The organism is Flavobacterium sp. WC2421 (assembly GCF_040822115.1).
Classification (GTDB): Bacteria; Bacteroidota; Bacteroidia; order Flavobacteriales; family Flavobacteriaceae; genus Flavobacterium.
This window is the reverse complement of record NZ_CP162004.1, coordinates 2,648,768-2,671,512: the sequence shown is the minus strand read 5'-3', so window position 1 is coordinate 2,671,512 and position 22,745 is coordinate 2,648,768. Positions and strand designations below refer to the sequence as shown.

The 22,745-nt window shown below is 33.0% G+C and carries 13 protein-coding genes; 1 reads left to right on the top strand and 12 read right to left on the bottom strand.

Annotation, left to right across the window (positions count from 1 at the left end; genetic code table 11):
- The first annotated feature begins 74 nt into the window (after positions 1–74).
- Complete coding sequence (locus tag AB3G33_RS11380; protein WP_367769520.1) at positions 75–1,163, top strand: AI-2E family transporter; 1,089 nt, start codon at positions 75–77, stop codon at positions 1,161–1,163.
- Positions 1,164–1,229: 66 nt separating this feature from the next.
- Here the strand turns inward: AB3G33_RS11380 and AB3G33_RS11375 are convergent, their stop codons facing one another.
- The 12 genes from AB3G33_RS11375 to corA form a co-directional block, all read right to left on the bottom strand.
- Positions 1,230–2,609 (bottom strand): M28 family peptidase, encoded by a 1,380-nt coding sequence (locus AB3G33_RS11375; protein WP_367769517.1) that lies wholly within the window; start codon positions 2,607–2,609, stop codon positions 1,230–1,232.
- A gap of 74 nt (positions 2,610–2,683) precedes the next feature.
- Complete coding sequence (locus AB3G33_RS11370) at positions 2,684–4,780, bottom strand: glycoside hydrolase family 97 protein (protein WP_367769514.1); 2,097 nt, start codon at positions 4,778–4,780, stop codon at positions 2,684–2,686.
- Between the two features lie 133 nt (positions 4,781–4,913).
- Positions 4,914–7,211, bottom strand: a complete 2,298-nt coding sequence (gene bglX, locus AB3G33_RS11365) for a beta-glucosidase BglX (protein WP_367769511.1) — start codon at positions 7,209–7,211, stop codon at positions 4,914–4,916.
- A 3-nt stretch (positions 7,212–7,214) separates the two neighbouring features.
- Positions 7,215–7,916 (bottom strand): prolyl oligopeptidase family serine peptidase, encoded by a 702-nt coding sequence (locus AB3G33_RS11360; RefSeq protein ID WP_367769510.1) that lies wholly within the window; start codon positions 7,914–7,916, stop codon positions 7,215–7,217.
- 6 nt (positions 7,917–7,922) lie between these two features.
- On the bottom strand, positions 7,923–9,311 hold the full coding sequence (locus AB3G33_RS11355; RefSeq protein WP_367769507.1) for a glucoamylase family protein: 1,389 nt from the start codon (positions 9,309–9,311) through the stop codon (positions 7,923–7,925).
- Positions 9,312–9,377: 66 nt separating this feature from the next.
- Entirely contained in the window at positions 9,378–10,355 is a 978-nt protein-coding gene (locus tag AB3G33_RS11350; protein WP_367769504.1) for a LamG-like jellyroll fold domain-containing protein, read from the bottom strand.
- A gap of 18 nt (positions 10,356–10,373) precedes the next feature.
- Positions 10,374–11,828, bottom strand: a complete 1,455-nt coding sequence (locus AB3G33_RS11345; protein ID WP_367769501.1) for a RagB/SusD family nutrient uptake outer membrane protein — start codon at positions 11,826–11,828, stop codon at positions 10,374–10,376.
- A 4-nt stretch (positions 11,829–11,832) separates the two neighbouring features.
- On the bottom strand, positions 11,833–14,820 hold the full coding sequence (locus tag AB3G33_RS11340; protein WP_367769498.1) for a SusC/RagA family TonB-linked outer membrane protein: 2,988 nt from the start codon (positions 14,818–14,820) through the stop codon (positions 11,833–11,835).
- 241 nt (positions 14,821–15,061) lie between these two features.
- Positions 15,062–17,806, bottom strand: a complete 2,745-nt coding sequence (locus AB3G33_RS11335) for a LuxR C-terminal-related transcriptional regulator (RefSeq protein WP_367769496.1) — start codon at positions 17,804–17,806, stop codon at positions 15,062–15,064.
- A 101-nt stretch (positions 17,807–17,907) separates the two neighbouring features.
- Entirely contained in the window at positions 17,908–19,092 is a 1,185-nt protein-coding gene (locus tag AB3G33_RS11330) for an acetate/propionate family kinase (protein WP_367769493.1), read from the bottom strand.
- Between the two features lie 117 nt (positions 19,093–19,209).
- Positions 19,210–21,303: a phosphate acetyltransferase gene (gene pta / locus AB3G33_RS11325; RefSeq protein WP_367769491.1), complete on the bottom strand. Its 2,094-nt coding sequence runs from the start codon at positions 21,301–21,303 to the stop codon at positions 19,210–19,212.
- Positions 21,304–21,437: 134 nt separating this feature from the next.
- Entirely contained in the window at positions 21,438–22,508 is a 1,071-nt protein-coding gene (corA, locus tag AB3G33_RS11320; protein WP_367769488.1) for a magnesium/cobalt transporter CorA, read from the bottom strand.
- Between the last annotated feature and the right edge of the window lie 237 nt (positions 22,509–22,745).

The window sequence follows — 22,745 nt, the reverse complement described above, 5'->3', positions numbered from 1 at the left end:
GTACTATTCTTAGTAATTATAAAAACGGAATTGTGTGAAAAAAGAAACTCTAACTTTAAAATTCAAGTGTTTTTATGATACTAATTCCAAAAATACCAAATACAGGATCTACCAGTTGGAAATTTTCTACAACCAAGATATTACAATCCGTTGTACTCGTTTGTGTTATTCTTTATTTTGGTAAAACACTATTCATTCCCCTTAGTTTTTCATTATTGATTAGTTTCATTCTTTATCCCGTTTGTAAATGGATGGAACATAAGGGAATGAGTCAAACGATTGCTATCCTAATCGCAATCTTTATGGTGCTCTTTATAAGCAGTGGCATTTTATACCTGCTTTTTTTACAAATAAATGAATTTTTAACCGAATGGGAGCCGTTTAAAATAAAGTTACTAGAAGCATTAGCTCAAGTTAGTGTTTACACCTCTGAACATTTCGGCATCACTACAGAAGAACAGACTATTTTTTTTAAAAACGCAATAAATAATTCTGGATCAGAAACTTTTTCAGCATTCAAAACTATTTTATATTCCTTATCAGGGTATGCTTTTTTTATTTTAATAATACCCGTTTTTTCAGCCCTTATTCTATATCATCGTAGCATGTTAGCTGAAGTATTATACCAAATTTTTCCATCTGACAAAAAAGAAACTGTTCATGAAGTCCTAGTTGAAACCATCAATGCTTACTATAATTTTATAAAAGGAATGGCATTAGTTTATCTAATCGTTGGGCTTTTAAACAGTATTGGGCTTGCAATTATTGGAATCCCTCACCCTTTCGTGTTTGGTTTCATAGCCTCTATTCTTACTTTTATCCCCTATATCGGCATAATGATTTCGTCACTATTACCAATAGCGATTTCATGGATTACCTTTAACTCTATTTGGTATCCATTAGGTGTTATTCTTGTTTTTTCGATAGTTCAAATTTTGGAAGCCTATGTAATATTCCCTTTTGCCGTAGGCAGCCGTTTAAAAATAAATACACTTGTTATCATTATAATGATTACAGCTGGTGGCATTTTATGGGGCGCTGCGGGAATGATTTTGTTTATTCCGTTCATCAGTATAATAAAACTAATTGCTGAACGTACTGAGAGCCTAAAAACTCTCTCTATTTTATTAGGGGATGGCATTCACAAAAAAGAAAAAACTTAATTTATTTTAAAACATAAAAAAACCACAAGAATCAACTTGTGGTTTTTAATAGTATTACAATTTTAATTATTCTACAATTCCATTTTGATCTACTAAATAAATCAAAGAGGCCATTGTTGCTGCTCCCAATTCCAATTCTCTTTTATCTACTGCATCAAATTTATCATTTGCTGCATGATGGTAATCAAAATAACGTTGTGAGTCTGGTTTTAAACCTGCTTTTACTATTTTTTTAGAAGTTAATGGACCAATGTCAGATCCACTATGTCCTTCTACAAAACTATGAATTAAGTATGGTTCGAATAAAGTAGTGAAACTGGCGATTTTTTTAAAATTTACGGCATCACATTCTAATGAAAAACCTCTTGGGCTAAATCCTCCAGAATCACTTTCTAAAGCAAATATGTGGTTTTCTTTGTTTTTCTGAGCTAATTCTTCATATTTATTTCCTCCTCGTAAACCATTTTCTTCATTCATGAAAAGAACAACACGCATCGTGTTTTTTGGTTTATATCCTAGATTTTTAAAAATATTCATCACTTCCATACTTTGCACTACTCCTGCTCCATCATCATGAGAACCGTCAGCTAAATCCCAAGAATCTAAATGACCTCCAACAACCATAATGTTTTCTGGATGCTCCATACCGGTAATTTCTCCTACTACATTATACGACAAAACATCATCATACTGCTTACAAGATTGTTTAAAGTGAAATTGTAGTTTTGGGTTATTCTTCAGTGTTTTGCTTAATAATTCAGCTCCATTTGTACTTATTGCAGCGGTTGGAATGTATTGCGCTTTTGGAATATCACCATAACTCTGAGCTCCTGTATGTGGAAAATCATCTAATCTCAAATTCATGGAGCGTACGATGGTTCCAACAGCACCAAAATTTGAAGCCTCTTTAGCTCCCGCGTACCTTTGATCTACAGCACCAGAATACGCATGAAACGATTCTATTTGTTCGTTATCCATGGGTCTGTTGAAAAATACAATTTTGCCCTTTATTTTTTCTGTTCCCAATGTTTTTAATTCTTCCAAAGAATGTACTTCAATCACTTCTGCAGTTAGTCCATTTGAAGCAGTAGCTATAGAACCACCCAAAGCACAAATAGGCACCGTAGTTTTTGTTTTATTATCTAAAATATAAGCGGTTTCTTTTTCGCCTCTTACCCATTTAGGGACCATTACTTCTTGCAAATAGACTTTGTCAAAACCTATTTTTTCCATTTCCCCTTTAGTATACAAAACTGCTTTCTCAGCATTTGCAGATCCTGATAAACGGGAACCAATTGAGTTAGACAAATGATCCAACCAAGAATAACATGTAGAATTTGTTAATGCTGATTTGTAAATTTCTTTTAGAACTTGTTCATCCGTTTTTTGAGCATATAGAGCCGAACTTCCAATTAATAATAGCGCTAATAAAGTTGTTTTTTTCATAAATAGTTAAGTTAATTTCAAAATAGGTTCCGCATTTTAAAATCCTGATTACTTTAAATATTGCAGGTTTTTTTTTATTTTATTGGTTCAAAACTAATAGCAGTTCCTCCACCTGGAGCCAAGTTCAAATTGATATTAGATTTACTCGTAACTTCCATTGTTTTTATTTTGTAAGCAATTGGATTTTTTTTCCAATCGGCATCTTTTGCGTCTTCGTAGATTGTTGCTTTGTATTTTTGTCCTGGAGTCAAGAAATCAAGTTTAATTGTTGATTTTCTAGCGTTTTCATCAGTAATTGCACCTAGAAACCATGATTCTTTCCCTTTTGCTTTTCTGACTACCGTTAAATAATCACCCGGTTCTGCTTCAAGGTATTTGCTTTCATCCCAATCTACAGCGACATCTTTGATGAACTGAAAAGCATCGGGATATTTTTCATAATTCTCTGGCAAATCGGCTGCCATTTGAATTGGAGAATACATAGTCACATACAAAGCCAATTGTTTTGCTAATGTTGTATGCACTTGTTCCGTTTTATTTTTGTCATAATAACTCATTTTTATTTCAAAAATTCCTGGAGTATAATCCATTGGACCTCCTAGAAGTCTTGTAAATGGTAAAATTGTTTCATGCATTGGAGGATTTCCAATACTCCACGCATTGAACTCCGTTCCACGAGCGGCTTCGGCAGCCACATAATTAGGATAGGTTCTACCATAACCTGTAGGATGTGATGATTCATGTGAATTGACCATTAATTTATAATCGGCAGCACGTCGTGCAACATAATTAAAATGATTCACCATGGTTTGTCCGTCGTGAAATTCTCCGCGAGGAATAATTTTACCCACATAACCCGTTTTGGTCGCTGGATAACCGTATTTCACCATGTTCTCAAAATTACGATCTAAATGACGCTCAAAATTAGCAACAGAACCCGAAGTTTCATTGTGCATAATCATTTTCACGTTTTTTGATTTGGCGTAAGCCGAAATAGCAGCTATATCAAAATCGGGATAAGGCGTAGTGAAATCAAAAACTTCCTCTTTCCAGTTTCCATTCCAATCTTCCCAACCTACATTCCATCCTTCTACCAGAACGCCATCAAAACCGTTTTTAGCAGCAAAATCAATATATCTTTTTGTATTTTCAGTAGTCGCTCCATGTTTTCCTGACGCTTTGGGAGCATCGGCAAAATTAGTAGCATTTTGAGAACCTGCATAATCCCAAGTTGATTTACCAACATGCATTTCCCACCAAATTCCAACATATTTCATTGGTTTGATCCATGAAGTATCTTCAATTTTTGAAGGCTCGTTTAAGTTTAAAATCATTTTGGAACTCACAATATCTCTTGCATCGTCACTCACCATAATCGTTCTCCAAGGCGATACACATGGCGTTTGTAAATAGGCTTTATCTCCAATCGCATTAGGAACTAATTGAGATGTTAATTTATAATTGTTTACACCCACATTTAAATGCATCACAGGATAATTCACTACTGCTGCTTCAAAAATATTGAGATATAATCCTGCCGGAGATTTCATCATCAATGGCGTTTGAACCATATATTTCCCTGGAATAGATTTTACACCAATTCCATTATTCATATTAATTTTGGTATTATCAATTTCAGATAATTTGGTTTCATTATATTCGTATTCATTACTGTCAAAATCGCCAGGAATCCAAAAAACTTTATTGTCGTCAGTTAAATTAAACTGTGTTTCTTCATCAGAAATGATGAAATAATTCAATTCTTTTTGTCTTGGAAAATCATATCTAAAAGCGACTCCTTCATCAAAAACTCGAAAAATGATATTCATTTTTACATTGGTTCCTTTTTGAGTTAGTGCTATTGTAAGTTCGTTGTAATGATTAACGATATTGGCTTGTTCTCCTAAAACGGGTTGCCAAGTCTCATTGAATGTTGCTTTTGTAGATGTTGTAATTTCAAAATTAGCGTCTAAAGCTGGTTTTTCTTTTAATTTTATTCCAAGAATACTTTCAAGAATAACTGTCTTATTTTTATAATTAACGGAGTAAGCAGGTTGTCCATTTCCAGCAAGTTTAAAATTTAAAGTTATTTTATTGGAAGGAGATTGAATACTTTGTGCGTGAAGTAAACTCATCGCAAACAGAAGGAAAAAAGAGAAATAGTATTTCATTTAGTAACGTTTTTAGAATTGCTAAAATAGCAAATTCTTACCTTATAAGTAACAGATAGTAGCATACAATTTTACATAAAAAAACCCTCCAGTACTTAAACTGAAGGGTAAACCAAGTAAAATAAAAACCAAACTATTTATTCAACTCAAAAACAACTTTCATATCCGTATCAGAATTTGTACCTACAAAAGCCTCAAAAGCACCCGGCTCAGCAGCAAATTGCAATTCGGAATTATAAAATTTTAATGTTTCTTCTGATATTTCAAAAGTCACTATTTGTGTTTCTCCTTTTTTAAGGAATATTTTTTGAAATCCTTTTAACTCTTTTATGGGTCTGGTAACTGAACCCACTAAATCTCTAATGTACAATTGAACTACTTCTTTTCCATCGTAATTTCCGTCATTAGTAACGTCAACACTTACTTTTACCGTATCATTGACGTTCATTTTCTCCGATGAGATTTTTAAATTTGAATATTTAAATGTGGTATAACTCAATCCAAAACCAAAAGGATATAAAGGTTCGTTTCTTTCATCAATATAATTTGATCTGAATTTTTCAAACTTTCCTTCTTTATTACCAAGAGGTCTTCCTGTATTTTTTTGATTGTAATAAATAGGCACTTGTCCTACACTTCTAGGAAATGTTGCTGATAATTTACCCGAAGGATTTACATCACCAAATAAAACATCGGCAATTGCTGAACCAGCTTCGCTACCCGCAAACCAAGTATTCAATATTGCTGGAACAGTTTCGTTTTCTTGTACTAAAACCAATGGACGTCCTGTAAACAATACCAGAACAACTGGTTTTCCAGTTTTAAGTAATTCTTGCAATAAGTCTTTTTGAGCTTGCGGAATTTCCAGTTTAGTACGGCTACTGCTTTCTCCACTCATTTCAGCAGATTCTCCTAGAGCCGCAACAATCACATCCGATTGACTAGCTATTTTTAACGCTTCCACTAATAACTCCGCACTTGTTCTATTATCTCGGTGTAAAGTTTTGCCAAACATGGTTGCGTTTTGTTCAAAAACAGCATCATAATCTAGATTACTTCCTTTGGCATAAAGCACATTCGCATTTCCTGTTACTTCCTTAATTCCTGCCAAAAGAGAAATAGATTTATCCATATTGGTAGCTACACTCCAAGTTCCTGCCATATTTTCTTTAGCATCAGCCAAAGGGCCAATCACAGCAATAGTTCCAGTCTTTTTTAATGGAAGTAATTGATTTTGATTTTTAAGCAAAACCAAGGATTGTGCCGCTGTATTTCTAGCTTCGGCTCTGTGATCTTTTGTAAAAATTTCTGTTTTTGCTCTATTTACATCACAATATTTATAAGGATCTTGGAACAAACCTAAATCATATTTTGCATCAAGAATCAATTTAACGGCGTTGTCAATTTGTGCTAAACTTACTTTCTTTTCGTCTAATGATTTTTTCAAAGTAGTTAAAAAACCTTCTCCTACCATGTCCATTTCAATTCCAGCATTTAGTGCTAGTGCTGATACGGTTTGTAAATCACCCATACCATGCTGAATCATTTCTGGAATTCCTGTAAAATCAGTAACTACAAAACCTTTAAAGCCCCATTGTTTTCTCAACACATCTGTCATCAACCATTTATTCCCTGTAGCTGGAATTCCATCAATCTCGTTGAAAGAAGCCATTACAGAACCTACACCAGCATCAATCGCCGCTTTGTAAGGAGGAAAATAATCATTGTACATTTTGATTCGGCTCATATCGACCGTATTGTAATCACGACCCGCTTCTGGAGCCCCATATAATGCAAAATGTTTTACACATGACAAAATTGTATTGTTGTTTGCTAAATTATTTCCTTGGTATCCCTGCACCATTGCTTTTGCAATAGCACTTCCTAAAAATGGGTCTTCACCAGAACCTTCAGAAACTCTTCCCCAACGTGGATCGCGTGAAATATCAACCATTGGTGAAAAAGTCCAGTTAATCCCATCGGCGCTTGCTTCTTGTGCTGCAATTTGAGCACTTCTTTCAATCAACTTCATGTCCCAAGTACAAGACAATCCAAGTGGAATAGGAAAAGTGGTTTCGTACCCGTGAATAACGTCCATTCCAAAAAGCAATGGAATTTTTAGTCGGCTTTTTTCAACAGCAATCTTTTGAACTTCTTTGATTTTTTGAACCGATTTTATATTAAATAAACCGCCTACTTTACCTTCTTCAATATTTTTAGCAACATTGGAACTATTGGCCGCACCAGTAGTAATATCGCCTGAAGTGGGTAAGTTTAATTGCCCTATTTTTTCATCCAAAGTCATCTTTGCCATTAATTCGGCAACAAACTCTGCTTTTGGTTTAATAATTTCTGCTTTTTTATTTCCCTTTTTTTGGCTGAAGCCAAAGACTGAAAAACACAAAAACACTATGATAAATTTGTTATTCATTTCTTATTGTTTTTTTATTTGTTGGAACATCCAATCATAAATTTCTTTGTTGTCATATACTCGAGACCAACTATCATGTCCTGAATCATCAAAAATGGTTAGCTCTACATTTCCATTGCATTTTTTTAGTTCTTTATAAATTGCAATTGCATAATCTAGATTTACAACATCATCCATTAAACCGTGAAAAATATGAGTGGGAATAGTTGCAATCGTGCAAGCCTGTTCTAATTGAATTAAATCGACAAAACCCGAAATTGGAACTAGAGCAGCAAATAGATTAGGATGTGCAAACGCGAGATTATAAGATCCCCAACCACCTAAACTTAATCCCGTAAGGTATATTCGGTTTGGATCAATATTGTTTTCTTTTTCAATTTTTAAAATCAATCGATACAATACTTCATTGTCCCATTCTTCATTTTCAGGACATTGCGGAGCTAAAACATAGGCGTCTAAATCATGTGTTTTTAAATATTTAAAAGGCCCATGAATTTTTACTTTTTCAATGTCCGTTCCTTTTTCACCTGAACCATGAAGAAAAATGATTAATGGTTTTTTCTCTTTTGTATTCACTGGAATATGTAAGGCGTAACCCATTTCGTGTTTTTGCACGATTTCGGTTTTTAGTATTCCATTTATATCTTTTTGGGCATACGTTATAAAAGAAAATAAAAGGGCAATTAATACAATTTTATATTTCATAATTCTTTAAAAATTATATTTAGTCGAATGAAATCCTAATTTTTCTAAGCCGGGTTTTACTTCTGGAGCATTCATAAATAATTTCCAAATTAAACCCGAACGGTAATTTTCAATCATGGGAGCAATCGTTCCTTGATCAATCGCTAAATAACGCGGTGTAACCCAGTTGTAATTCGGTGAAAATGCATCATAAGGTCCTGCAATTCCTACGTAATCTGATTTTTTCTCATCATATAAATAATGTAGAAACTTCATGGATTCTGTTGGAGTATAAGGAAATGATGAAAGCGCTGCTGTTGGTGTTATCACTCCTAAATCATTATCAGTATCATGAGCTGAATACCCAGTTGTTCCATCGGCATTTCGAGAATAACTAGCGGTAAGCCCCCAGCATTTATCTGAATACCCTTTCCATCCTTTTGGATTAGTAACACAATGAGTATAAATAATTTTAGCTTGATTTTGAGTCAAATCCCAATAGTTTGCATATTGATCCGATAATTGAGAAGGATCTAATCCTAAGTAAGAATATTGTGCCCAAAACAAAGGACCTGCATTTCCAGAAACCGTATTGTATTTAAAGATTAAAGGAATTCCATATTGTGTTTTTCCAGTTACAATAGTTCCGCTTCTTGCCCATCCTTCATGATATGCCGCGGCAGGAATTGGATGAGTAGGTGAAGCTGCTCCTAGAATATAAGCAATCAAACATTCGTTATACCCTTCTAATTTGAATTTCATTTCCCATTGATACGTAGGAGACCAATGCCAATACATGGCGTTTTCTCCATTAGTATACCAACTCCATTCTACCCCTTTCCATAAATTATCAGCTTTGGCCGATAATGCCATTTCTTGGGTATTTCCGTTTTTAAAATATTCTCTTACAGCAATCAATCCTTGACACAGGAAAGCTGTTTCAACGATATCACCACCATCATCTTTATTACCAAATGAAATTGCGTGACCAGTTGCTCCATCCATCCAATGTGCCCAAGCTCCATGAAAACGATCCGCTTTATCAAGAAAATCCATTGCAGTAGTCATTCTAGTTACGGCTTCAACTCTTGGAATAAAACCTCTATCAATTCCAACAATCAATGACATTAACCCAAAACCAGAACCTCCAGTTGTGACTTTGTTTGCTTCGAAACTAGGATTGTCTGTATGATATCGTTCTCTTCCTAATTTTGAGTTGGGTTCAGCATAATCCCAAAAATACTTTATGGCATCTTTTTGAACTTGGTCTAAAACTTCCGTATCTGTTAAAGCAGTTATAGGTGCTGTAGGAGTAGTAGGTAATGGAGTTCCCGTACCACCTTTTGTATCTGGGCTAGAAGACGAGCAAGAATTAAAAAGACTAATCAGGGCTACTAAACATAATGAAATCTTCATCGTAATAAAATAATAGGATTAATAATTAAACCTCTAGTTTAAAAAACTAGAGGTTTATCTGATTTTTTATCTATTGTCTTTTTCTAACAAGTACAATGCTTTCACATCATTATTAGAAAGGGAAACATTATAAATTCTGAATTCATCCATTAATCCTGCATAACTAGTAGCCCAATCTTGTTGTGAACCATTATTAAGTGCAGGCGTAGTTTCAAATTGGTGTGTTCCAAAAACAACTTTACCATTGGTGCCTGCCATTTCAAAATTTCCGTATTTAGGAGCATTATTCATATTGTCCAAACTTCCTGGATTATCAGCATACCATGTAGCAACACCTGCAACACCAGCCGAAGGCGCATAAGCAAAACCAGATAAATTAGTAGCTAATTCACCGTTTACATAGGCCGAAATTGTACTATTTGTAGCATTATAACTAAATACAACATGGACCCATTGGTTCAAACTATTGTCTAAATTCATGATAGCGCCTTGCCCTCTCCAAGCAACTCCAGCTCTTCCATTCTCAACACCTAATTTTAATCTGATTCTGTTTGGGAAAGCGCCATCAGGATTTTCCATAAAAACATTAATTCCACCCCAAAATTCAAGTGGTCTTACAATAGAAAAAATACCTTGTGCCCCTTTACCTTGACCTGGAGTTCCAGGATCAACAGTATTAGCCGTATTCATCCAAAATGAAATTGTATAATTGTTTAAAGATGTAATTGCAGTTGTAGCATTTCCAATTGCATAACGCTCTTCAGAGCTTGAACCATTATAGGCATTCCCTTTTATTCCTTGAGTGTACCCAACGTTTTTACCAACTAATCCAGTAATATTGTTTTTACTATCAGTTAAATTATCATCAAAACTTAATTTGACAAGTAAGTTACTTGCAGCAATATCATCTGAGTTATCATAGCCACCAATTGCTTCATAGGCAATTGGGCTATTAACTGTATCTAAGCTATCTCCAGCACAGCTTACAAAAAATGGAGCTGCAACAATTGAGGCAAGAAAATATATAAATTTATTTTTTTTCATAATTACAATTTTAAAAAATTAGTACCCAGGATTTTGAGTCGATAAACCATTTGCTTCACTAATAAATTTTTGAGGCATTGGGAAAAGTTCATTTTTACCTACAGTAAATGTTTTCCCATCAATAGCAAATGCAGCTGCTGCTTGACCTGTTCTTACAAGATCATAGAATCTATCATGTTCAAAAGCCAACTCAACTCTTCTTTCTTTCCAAATAGCAGTTCTAACATCTGCTTGAGAAACGGCAGTAGTATTAGCTAAACCTGCTCTATTTCTAATTTGGTTTAAAATTGGAATTGCAGTCGCCGTTTGCCCCAATTCATTCATAGCCTCTGCCTTTATTAATAAAACTTCGGCATATCTTAAGTATTTAATATTTACATCAGAATCCCAAGCATCAGTATAAGCCGAAGAATACGCTTTGTAATTGTATCTTGGATTTTCAACGGTTAGTGGCACTACTCTACCATCATACAAAGTGGTTCCTGCAAAAATGATTGTTGCATTTTTTCTAACATCACCTACTTCATAAGCATTCACTAAACTCATTGAAGGCGTGTTGAATCCCCAACCCCATCCACCAGCACCACGAGCGCCTTGGGTAGCAGAATAACCTTGAATTCCTTTGGCTGGAGTCGAACCAGTTCCTTGAATTTCAAAAATAGATTCCGAATCATTTTCTCCTGTGATTTTATATTGTGAAGCATAATCTGTTGCCAAGCTATATCCCACAACTAAATTTGCATTTTCCAAAGCTTTTTGCCATTCTTTTTGGTACAAATACACTTTAGATAACAAAGCATAAGCAGCCCCTATAGAAGCTCTTCCTTTTTCAGAAGCACTATAGGTCCCTTTTGCAGGCAAAACAGCAATAGCATCCGTTAAATCACTCACAATAAAAGCATAAACTTCTGTTGTACTACGACGAGTTAACTGCATTACTCTATCTTCCTCTGAAGAAGGATTTGGTAAATGATCCACAATTGGAACACCTCCGTATGTTTTTACTAAAGTAAAGTACATAAATGCTCTTAAAAACTTGGCTTCACCCATTAATCGAGCTCTCAAATTAGCATCGGCTTGGTCTAATTGAGGAAGAAAGGATAAAGCCTGGTTGCATTTATTAATACCTTGATAATTAGCTGTAAACACTTCTTCAACTGAACCACTTGATGAGTTGTAAGTTAATGCATCCATTAAATCTTTATCTGATCCTGTATCTCCTGGAGAAGAACCTTTGTCCGCATCATCAGATGTGATACTTGATAGCCCTATCCATGAGAAAGAACTCATGTTCCAATCTGTGAATTTACTGTAAATAGCCGTGACAAAACCTTGAGCTCCAGCATCATTATTAAACAAGGCTAAATCTGTAGTTGATATGGTTTCTGTTTGCTTTGTATCTAAAAAATCATTAGTACATCCAGAGAAAATTAATGCCGAAAGGACAAATGCTGATATATATATCTTTTTCATTTTATTAAAATTTTAAATTAGCACCTATTACAAAAGATCTCAAAACAGGATAAGCATCTAGTTCAACGCCTTGCGAACCGTAAGGATCTCCATCACCATTCAATTCAGGTGAAAATCCTGAGAATTTTTGAGTGATAAAAGGATTTATTGCATTGCAGTAAATTCTGGCTGAATTAATAAACTCACTTTTTATAGGTAGTTTGTATCCTAAAGTAATATTATTTACTCTGAAGAAATCACCTGATTCCATATAGTAAGTAGAAGCTACTGGTACTTGATTGAAAGGAGCTGGATTTACAGCTGCAGTATTATTAACAGTAAAGAAATCTGTTGCCAAAACATTTTCAATGTTTTCACCAGAAAAACGTTGTGCTTTTTTACCATTGTATACTTTACTTCCATTAGTTCCGTATCCATCAACTGAGAAATCAAAGTTTCTATAATTTACACCCAATGAAATTCCGTAGGTCGATTTTGGTAATATTGAACCAACGTATTTTCTGTCTTCAATACTTAATAATCCTTGGCTAACAATTGAACCATCGGCTTTTAAATATTGCATTTGTCCATTAGCATCATAACCAGCATATTCATACAAGAAGAAACTACCTAATGGTTGTCCTATTGAAGAATTATTCAATAATTTTGTCCATTGTCCATTTCCTAAACCTCCACCAATTTTATCAGGTAAATTAGGATTACTTAAACTAGTCAACTCATTTTTATTATTTGAGAAGTTACCACCAATCCAATACGATACATTATCATTTATTTTGTCATCCCAACGTAATGATAATTCATACCCTTTGTTTGAAACCGCACCTACATGTGCTGGAGAGGTAGAACCTACACCTGCTGTTAAATAAGGTTTAGTATCTAAAATTACATTGTTAGTTTTTTTATCATATAAATCAATGGCTCCTTTTAATCTGCGGTCCATAAACTCAAAATCTAAACCTATTGTTTTTTCCTCCGTAATTTCCCAAGATAAACTAGGGTCAACTTGAGAATCAACACTTACACCTGGATATAAAATAGAACCTCCTAAATAACTGTCTAAACCAGAAGCAAAAGATTGATTATTCAATGGAACATTTTGGTTTCCTAATTTACCCCAACCTCCACGTAATTTTAACATGTCAATTCCTTTAACATCAGCTAAAAAACTTTCTTTAGATATAATCCAACCTAATCCTACGGATGGGAAAGTTCCCCAACGATAATCTTTGGCAAATTGTGAAGAACCATCTCTTCTTATTGTACCTGTTATTAAATATTTATCCATCAATTTATATTGGAAACGACCAAAATAAGAAGACAAACTTCTTTCATTATTGACAACATCAGTCAAACTAGTTACGTTAGCTGCATAATCAACTCCGGATAAAGACCAATAGTTTTCATTTGCATTCACATTTTTTCTTGATATTTTTATGTGTTCTCTTGCGCCTTTTGATGATTGCTCCACACCAGCCATTAATTCGATATCATGTTCTCCAATTACTTTATTATACACTAAATAATTTGATAAATTCCAATTGAAATAATCTTCATTTTCTTTAGTCAATAAATTAATATTTGCCGTAGAAGAATACGTACTTGATACTCGTGTTGGATCAGCAGCCAACCAAATTTTTTGAGTGTCTTCATAATTGTAATTTTTCCAAGTATAATATTCCGCATTAAACTGAGAAGTAAATTTCAATCCTTTAAGTAACTCTACATCCAGTTTTAAACCACCTTGCATGGTGATACTTTTTTGTTGTTCATCAAAAAAGTTTAATTGAGCAACTGGATTACCTACATTATTAAATGCAGATCCGCTTGTAGAAGCAAAGCCGTTTGAACCAACAAATGGTACACCATATTGTCCAGAAGGAAAATACACGGGAACGATTGGTGATTGCTTATACGCATTTGTAAATGCTGATAACGGTTTTGGAGTTGAATGCGTAAATCCTACACTGAAATTTTGAGATAAATTGATTCTTTTAGAAATTTTGAAATCATTGTTACTTCTTAAAGTCAACCTATTATAATCCAATCCATCCAAAATTCCTTTTTCATCATAGTGACCCAAGCTAAAAAAGTATTTTACATTTTCAGATGAACCTGAAACTGAAACATTATTTTGTGTGTATGATCCTGTTCTAGTAATTGCTTTGTACCAATCCGTATTAGTTGGTTGGTCTTGTGAGAAAGTAGTATTTCCCAAAGCTACATTAGAATAATAAGAATACTTGTTGCTACCCGCCATTTTTACATTCTTTAATGCATTTCTAAAACCGGCATACGATTCAAATTCAACAGTTGCTTTCTCTCCACTCCCTTTTTTTGTTGTAATTAAAATTACCCCATTTGCTGCTCTATTACCATAAATTGCTAATGCAGATGCATCTTTCAAAATATCGTAAGAAGTAATATCATTTGTATTGATATTATTTATGTTTTCTACTGGCATTCCGTCAACAACATACAAAGGAGATCTTCCTCCTAAAGCAGTTCCTAAACCTCTAATCACAACCGTTGGAGTTGAACCAGGCAAATCAGAAGCAATAACTTGCACCCCTGCTGCTTTACCTTGAATAGCTTGTGATGCATTCAATACTTTAGTTTTCGAAATTTCTTCTGCCTTTATTGAAGTAGTTGCCGAAGTATTATCGGATCTTTTTCTAGTTCCATACCCAATTACTACTACCTCTTTTAGTGCAGTGTCTTTGGAATCCAACAGTGTTATAGTCATTGGGGCAGCTGTAGCAGTTATAGAAACAGCTTCAAAACCCAACATGGTCACTTTTAATGTCTCGCCTACTTTGGCATTGATATTAAAATTTCCGTCAAAATCAGTATCAGTATTTGAACTTGAAGATACCACAATTGCTCCTGGTATTCCCATTCCATTTTTATCTAATACTTTTCCCTTAATTACTTGACCAGACATATAAGCTGGAAGTAGGATGAGTGCTATAAAGCTCAAAATAAAATTTCTCATGTATTAATAATTTGTTAAAGTTAGTGGAGCCAAATTAGATAATTACAACGTTATAGTAACTATAAAGGAATTACTACATAGCCACATCAAATGAAAAGAAACAACTAACAAATCAACGCTATAAAGAGGCTGTCAAGGAAAATGAGTACTCGACTACATCGTTATGATGTAGTAATGATGAGTTGTAATTCCGTAAAAAAATAATGTAAATAATAAACTATCTATAAAAATAGAGTTGTTTTTATATCATTAATAAAAATTTGGATAGATTTTCATCCTGAACAAGGTTCAATTTCTTTCTAAGACGGTAACGGTGTAATTCAACCCCTCTATATGAAATATTCATCATGGGAGCGATCTCTTTTGAAGAAAGGTTCATTTTTAAGTAAATGCAAAGCTTGATATCTTTAGGTGTCAGAATTGGAAACTTTTTAGAAAGATTTATTATAAACTCATTATGAATCTGATTAAGATTAGTTTCAAAAGTTTCCCATTCATGTTTATTAACTGCGTTAATTTTTATCGCCTTTTTAATCTCACTCGTTAATTTATTAATATCGGTTTCCGTATTTAAAATCCCTTGAATTTTTTCAATCATCTCACTTTGCTTAGCTATCGAAAGTGATTTTCCAGCAACTTCTGATGATTTAGATTGCAATTCTAATTCTAGAATGTGTTTTTCATACTCTTGACTGTTTAGCTCATTCTCCGCTTTCAATTCCATTTCAAGAATTTTCTTTTGATGCTTTAACTCTTCTTCTCTTAAAGCCAATTTTTGAATGTATCTAATTTTATTCCATCTATAATACACATATAAAATGACACTAATTACAATAAGGTAGAGTAGAATCATCCAAAAAGAATAATACCATGGCTTAGCTACTTCATAATTAAACTCAGCCACTTTATTATAATTTAAACCGTCATGATTATAAACAGAAACTTCATAATCACCACTATCCAAATTATTAAGAACGATCGTTCCTTCTTTTACACCTAAAAATTCTTTTGAATCATTAATTTTATAAAATAGACTAGGCTTATTTGCTCCATATATACCTGAAATTACATGCAGTTTTAATTCTGAGTTATAATCAATCTTTGATTTATTGACTACTAATTGATCTACATTAAATGCTTCTACCTTGATTTTTGGGATCGGTTTATTATTGTATTTTAGTTGCAATTTTATAAAACCATCATCTAAATTTAATAGATAATTATCATTACTCTTGAACACATTCAAATTGTCATTAATGATTTTACCTTTGTAATATTTTTCTTGAACTATATTCCAAATAAACTTATTTTTATTAGCAAAAATGTGATACAAAAGGCCATCTTTAAGCACCATAAAATGATTTTCATCAATAGTCACTATATCGGAAACGTTTTTAAAATTCACATTAAATAATTCATTTTCTTCTAATTGATTAGTAATTGAATTGTACGTATACCAAGTATGATGTATTAAAAAAAGAATTTCATTACGGAATTCCACTATTTTAACCCCAAAATCATTCGTTATCTTACTCAGTTGTGTTACATTATCTACACTTAGTGTTTCATATGCATCATTATAGACTATTCGATAAAGACCTCTGTTATTATCAGCGGCCCATATTTCATTTTTTCTATTCTGCGCAACATATTTAATTGGTTTCAATACTCCCTTCACTACAATATGTTTGCTTAAATCGTTAACATCATTGTAAATTACCACACCGCTATAAGTAGCTTGAATAAAAGAATTATTGATGCTACTCTTGGTCATATTCCAACCTCCATTTATAGAACTCAATTTATAAAAGGAATCATTTTCATAAATAAAAGTCCCCTCATTATGACCAATAAGGAATTTATTATTGATTTTACTAATATTCCATGCTTGACCTTCTGAATTGGGAATTAGCGATAACTGTTTGTCAACATATTTGTATACCCCGTGATTAGAAGCCATTAAATACCCTTTTGGAATACTGGCAACAGAATAAACCGATCCTAGAATACCGGAGCTGTCATAAAAAATAGATACAGGTGAGTTGACTTCGATATGTGCAATTCCATTATCCAAGCCTAACCAAAGATCATCTTCTTTATCGTGGCCAATACTCAAAATAGAATTATTCATCAATACATTATTTCTATTGATGTTTGTATAAGAACCATCATTTAAATCAAAAATAAAAACTCCTTTACTTGCCGTACCAATTACTAATTTATTATTTTTAATGAATTCAGCCACATTTATATTTGCTGATTTCAGCATCGTGTTTAATGCATTTTTCCATGGAATAAGAGTATTATTTTCTAATACATAAACTCCATTTTTTTTAGTAAAAAAATAGATCTTGCCGTCGTGTTTTTGAATGGCATGGATTACATTATTTTCTAAAATGGACCATTCATTCACTTTTTGAATAATCCCTTGATTCATTTTATAAATCCCTTTCTCTACTGATGCTATCAATAGTTGATTGTCTACAACAAAGCAATAAGAAGCTAAAAAAGGAAATTTTATTTGCTTGATTGCTTTTCCGTCAAAAAGGAAAAGACTATTAAATGACTGAAAATAAATTTGTCCTTTAAATTTAATTATCTTCCAAATTTCTTCATTATTCTTGTCATCAAATACTTTGTTTCCTTTCGATAGTGAAACATATTGCATCTTCCCGCCTTTACGAAACCAATACCCAAATTCTTTATAAGAACCTGAATATATTCGGTCTCCGTCTACCATTATAGATCGAATAATTGTTTTGTTTGGCAAAGAATATTTTTCCCATTTTACACCATCATAACGCAACAAGTTATAATTATTAGCAAAATACATGGCATCATCAGTTCCTTGAGCTACATTCCAAATTTGGTTGTCGCCTTGGTAATTGGATTTGCTGTAATTTTCTACAAAAGGCAGTAAATCCTGAGCGCATAGTTGAATAGATAGAAAAAAGAAAAAGAATAATGGTATTGTCTTAGCTTTCAATTTTGGGAAGTTTTTATTTTCAAATATAATCAGATTTATTCGATTTTTAGGCATAAAAAAAGCTCCTCAACCGAGAAGCTTTTTACAAAACAGGATTAGTTTTAACTCAAAAGTAAATGATAAACTTGATTTGCAATTTCTATTTCTTCGTTAGTTGGAATCACCATAATTTTAGTTTTTGAATCTAAAGTGTTGATTTCCCGAATTTCTTTGGAACGGGTTTCATTCTTTTCTATGTCTATTTCTATTCCAAAATAATCCATATCCGTACACACTAATTTTCTAATATAAGAAGAATTTTCTCCAATTCCTGCCGTAAATATTATCGCATCCAGACCGTTCAAAACAGCAGCATAAGAACCAATGTATTTTTTAATTCGATAGGCATTCATTGCTAATGCTAACTGGCAATCTAAATTCCCTTTTTCAGCATTATCTTCAATATCCCGTAAATCACTATATCCAGTAAGACCTAACATCCCACTTTGTTTTTGCAACATTGTATTCACTGAATCCAATGAATAGCCTAATGAATTAACCAGATAAAAAATTACTGATTGATCAACATCACCAGAACGCGTCCCCATAATTAGCCCATTCATAGGTCCAAAACCAAGCGTATGATCGATACTTTTCCCGTCTTTAATGGCAGTCATACTGCAACCATTACCTAAATGAATTGTAATTATTTTTGAGGTTTTCTCTAAATAATCAATCGCTTTTTCCGAAACATATTTATGACTCGTTCCATGAAATCCATAGACCCTAATCTTATTTTCGGTCAAAAGATAATTTGGTAACGCATATTTGTGTGCCAAAACAGGAATCGTTTGATGAAAAGCAGTATCAAAAACAGCTACTTGTTTTGCCGTTCCAAAAATTTCCTCGGCGACAATAATCCCTTCTAAATTGGCTGGATTATGCAACGGTGCTAAATCAAAAAGTTGTTTTATTTTTTCTTTTACATCAGTATCGATAATTACAGTATCCGAAAAACTAGCTCCTCCATGCACTACCCGATGTCCAACTGCATCAATTTCTTTTGTACTCCTTATCACTCCTACTTTGTCATCCATCAACAACTGAGCAATTTTCTCTAATCCAATTTTATGATTGGCAATTGGCAAAATTTCTTCTAAACTGTCTTTATCCGTTTTATAAGTAAAATTAGAAGTTTCCAATCCTATTCGATCAATCATACCATTACAAATTACTTCCTTTGATGGCATGTTTATTAGTTGGTATTTTATAGATGAACTACCTGAATTTATTATGACTATTTTCATTAAACTTATATTTATTTCCTCTCCCCAGCCCTCTCCAAAAGAAAAACTGACTGGATAGAATTACTTTGTCTTTATTATACTTTTTTCAACCTGAAACTTTAAACTTTAAACCATTTTTTACAAACCTTGTGCTTGAATCGCTGTAATCACAACTGTATTTATAATATCATCTACAGTACAACCACGGCTTAAATCATTTACAGGCTTGTTTAAACCTTGTAACATTGGTCCTATAGCCAAAGCTCCTGTTTCTCTTTGAACCGCTTTATAAGTATTGTTTCCTGTGTTCAAATCAGGAAAAATAAGCACACTGGCTTGTCCTGCTACTTCTGAATTTGGCATTTTACTTTGACCAATTTCCATATCTACGGCAGCATCATATTGTATAGGCCCTTCAATTTTTAAGTCGGGACGTTTTTCTCTTACAATTTCTGTTGCTTTTCTTACTTTATCTACTTCATCTCCTTTTCCAGAAGCTCCTGAAGAATAAGATAACATGGCGATTTTAGGTTCGATACCAAATGCCGCACTTGAATCGGCTGAAGAAATCGCAATTTCAGCCAATTGTTCTGCAGTAGGATTTGGGTTAATGGCACAATCTCCAAAAACAGAAACTCGATCCTCTAAACACATGAAAAATATAGAGGAAACAATACAAGTATTTGGTTTTGTCTTGATGAATTGTAAAGCGGGTAAAATGGTATGTTGTGTAGTATGTGCTGCACCAGAAACCATTCCGTCAGCATCTCCTTTATACACCATCATGGTACCAAAATAGGATACATCTTCCATTAAATCTTTGGCCATAGTTATAGTTACGTTTTTGTTCTTACGCAACTCATAGTAGGTGTTTACATAATCTTCATATTTCTCAGACTCAATTGGATTGATAATATCCACTTTTGAAAAATCAAAAGCAATACCCAACTCTGCTACTTTGTGCTCAATTTGCTTTTTATTACCAATAATGGAAATATCGACTACATCCATTGCCAATAAACGAGAGGCCGCAATAATGATACGTTCATCATTCCCTTCTGGTAAAACAATGTGTTTTCTATGTTTTTGAGCTCTCTTTACTAGATTGTATTGAAACATTTTTGGAGTCATTCCATCTGCGTGAAAAGCACTCAATTTAGCAGATAAATCATCCACATCAACAAATTTCTCAAAGGTATTTATCGATGTTTCTATCTTATGTGTATTATCAGCATAGATTTGAGATTTTATATTACCTATTCTGTTCGTAATACTATATGTTCCTCCTACTACAGATATTATAGGGACTATACTAGTCAATCCTTCAATCAATTTTAAAATACTATCTTCTGGGATAATGTTTCCTGTTAATACTATTCCTGAAATAGCTGGATAATTAGCCGATTCATTAGCTTGCAAAGCACCCAAAATAATATCTGCTCTATCTCCCGGAGTAATAACCAATGCATTTTCTTTCAAGTGCAATAAATAATTATGCAATTGCATAGCACCCACACTAAAGTTTCCTATTTCATTATTTAAAAACTCTTTTCCAAAAAGGACTTTTGCTTCTAGAACATCTACAATCTCTTTAATAGTTGGGTTATTTAAACTGGAAATAATCGGAATTGCATTTACTAATACTTCTTTTGGTAAATTTGATTTCAAACCATCAGTAACTAGTTTGACATTCTCTGGTTGCACTTTATTGGCGATAACAGCCAAAACTTCTACCTCTTTTACTTTGAAAGAATCGTAAGCCAAATACAAACTATCAATTAATTCTTCTAAGGTTTTACCAACACCCGAACCCACAATAATTGTGGGTATTCCAAGGTTTTTAGCAATAAGAACGTTCATATCGAGTTCAATAACGGTTCCTTCACCACTAAAACTAGTTCCTTCTACGAGAACAAAATCAAACTGTTCTTCCAGTTTTTTATATTTTTCAATAATCAAATCCAGTACCTCGCCTATCTTGCCTTTGTTCTTTTTTTTGATTAATTTGCTTTTGGTAATAGCAAAAGCATCCTCAAAATCGATATCCAATCCAAAATGCGAAATCACAGTCTCGATGTGATTATCTAATTTTCCATCTTCAAAATCTTCAATTATAGGCCTAAAATAACCCACTTTGGCCGTTTTACCTATCAACATACTCATTAAACCAAGAGTTACGATAGACTTCCCGCTATTGTGTTCACTAGTTGCAATATATACAGCCTTGTTCATTCTATTTATTTTATATTATTATTTTGAATTCCAATTATAAAAATCCCAACTCATTCCTAAACTACTAATTCTCTTCCCTTTTAGTCTTTCTTCTTTCTTCTTTCTTCTTTCTCATCTTCTCCAATTCAGTAAACTCAAAACCAACGCCTTCTTTTAAAATAGAAAATCATAATAAGCCCAATCAAGACCATCACTCCTATTACAGCATAATATCCGTTTTCGTATTTTAATTCTGGCATGTGTTCAAAATTCATTCCATAAACACCAACAATAAAGGTCAAAGGAATAAAAATTGCCGATACAATCGTAAGCGTTTTCATAATCTCATTCATCTTATGCGATTGTGATGAAAAAAAGAAATTAGAAGCACTTTCCAGCATTCCCATATCAGAATCTATTTGTTCCAATAACTCCAACGTTTTTTGATGTAATCTAGAAAAATAACGAAAGGTTTCCTGCTCTATTATCTTAAAATCCTCATCCTCTTTTAAACTTTTTATTGCAAATAATGAATCCCTAAGTGGAATAATAGATCGCTTCAAAAAATTAAAATTATCACGGTGTTTTTCGATTCGGACTAATATTTCTGGATCTGCACTGCTTTTTGATATATTGATTAACTCTTCTACTTTATCTTCCTCATTCTCTATGGTTACATAGAAATTTTCCATAATTGCATCCAGAAGCATATATAGTAAAAAATCTGCTTTTTTTAATCGTACCAAACCTGCATGGTCTCTTATTCGCTCTCTTATATGAGTAAAAAAATCAGAACGCTTTTCCTGAAAAGAAATTAACACCCCGTCTTGAATTAAAAAACTAATCTGTTCAGCACTTATATTATCTGAGTTTTCTGTTGGTAATAAAGACTTTATATTAAAAAAAAGATTATCTGAAGACTCTTCTAATTTTGTTCTTCTAGTTGTATTTAAAATATCCGAAATAAGGAAATTATCAATTTTAAAAAAGGAACCAATCGCTTCAATAATTACAATTTCATTTAAACCATGCAAATTGAGCCAATTAATTTTGTCTTTAAAAACACATTTTTTTAAATCTTCAATTTCAAAATCATCATATTCCGTAACCTCTAAATCATCATATACAAATAATTGCATTTCAGACTCAAACTTTTTATGCTTACCAGTATACACTAAAGGATTAGTTTGTGATTTACGGATTTTTTTAAATTTAATTTTTCTCATGCAAAAATGGTATATACAGTAATATTACAAAAAACTTTTAGGAATCTATTATCCCTTAACATATTTGAAATACTATTTTATGTATTTATTTTAATACCAAACAAAAGTAATGACAACCCTAATCTTTTTCTATGAGAAAAATCATGTTTCGTTTTAAAACAAAAAAAACCGTTCACTAGTAGTGAACGGTTTCTATATGATGTAAGAGATGCACAGCAGTGCATCTCTACAGGAAAT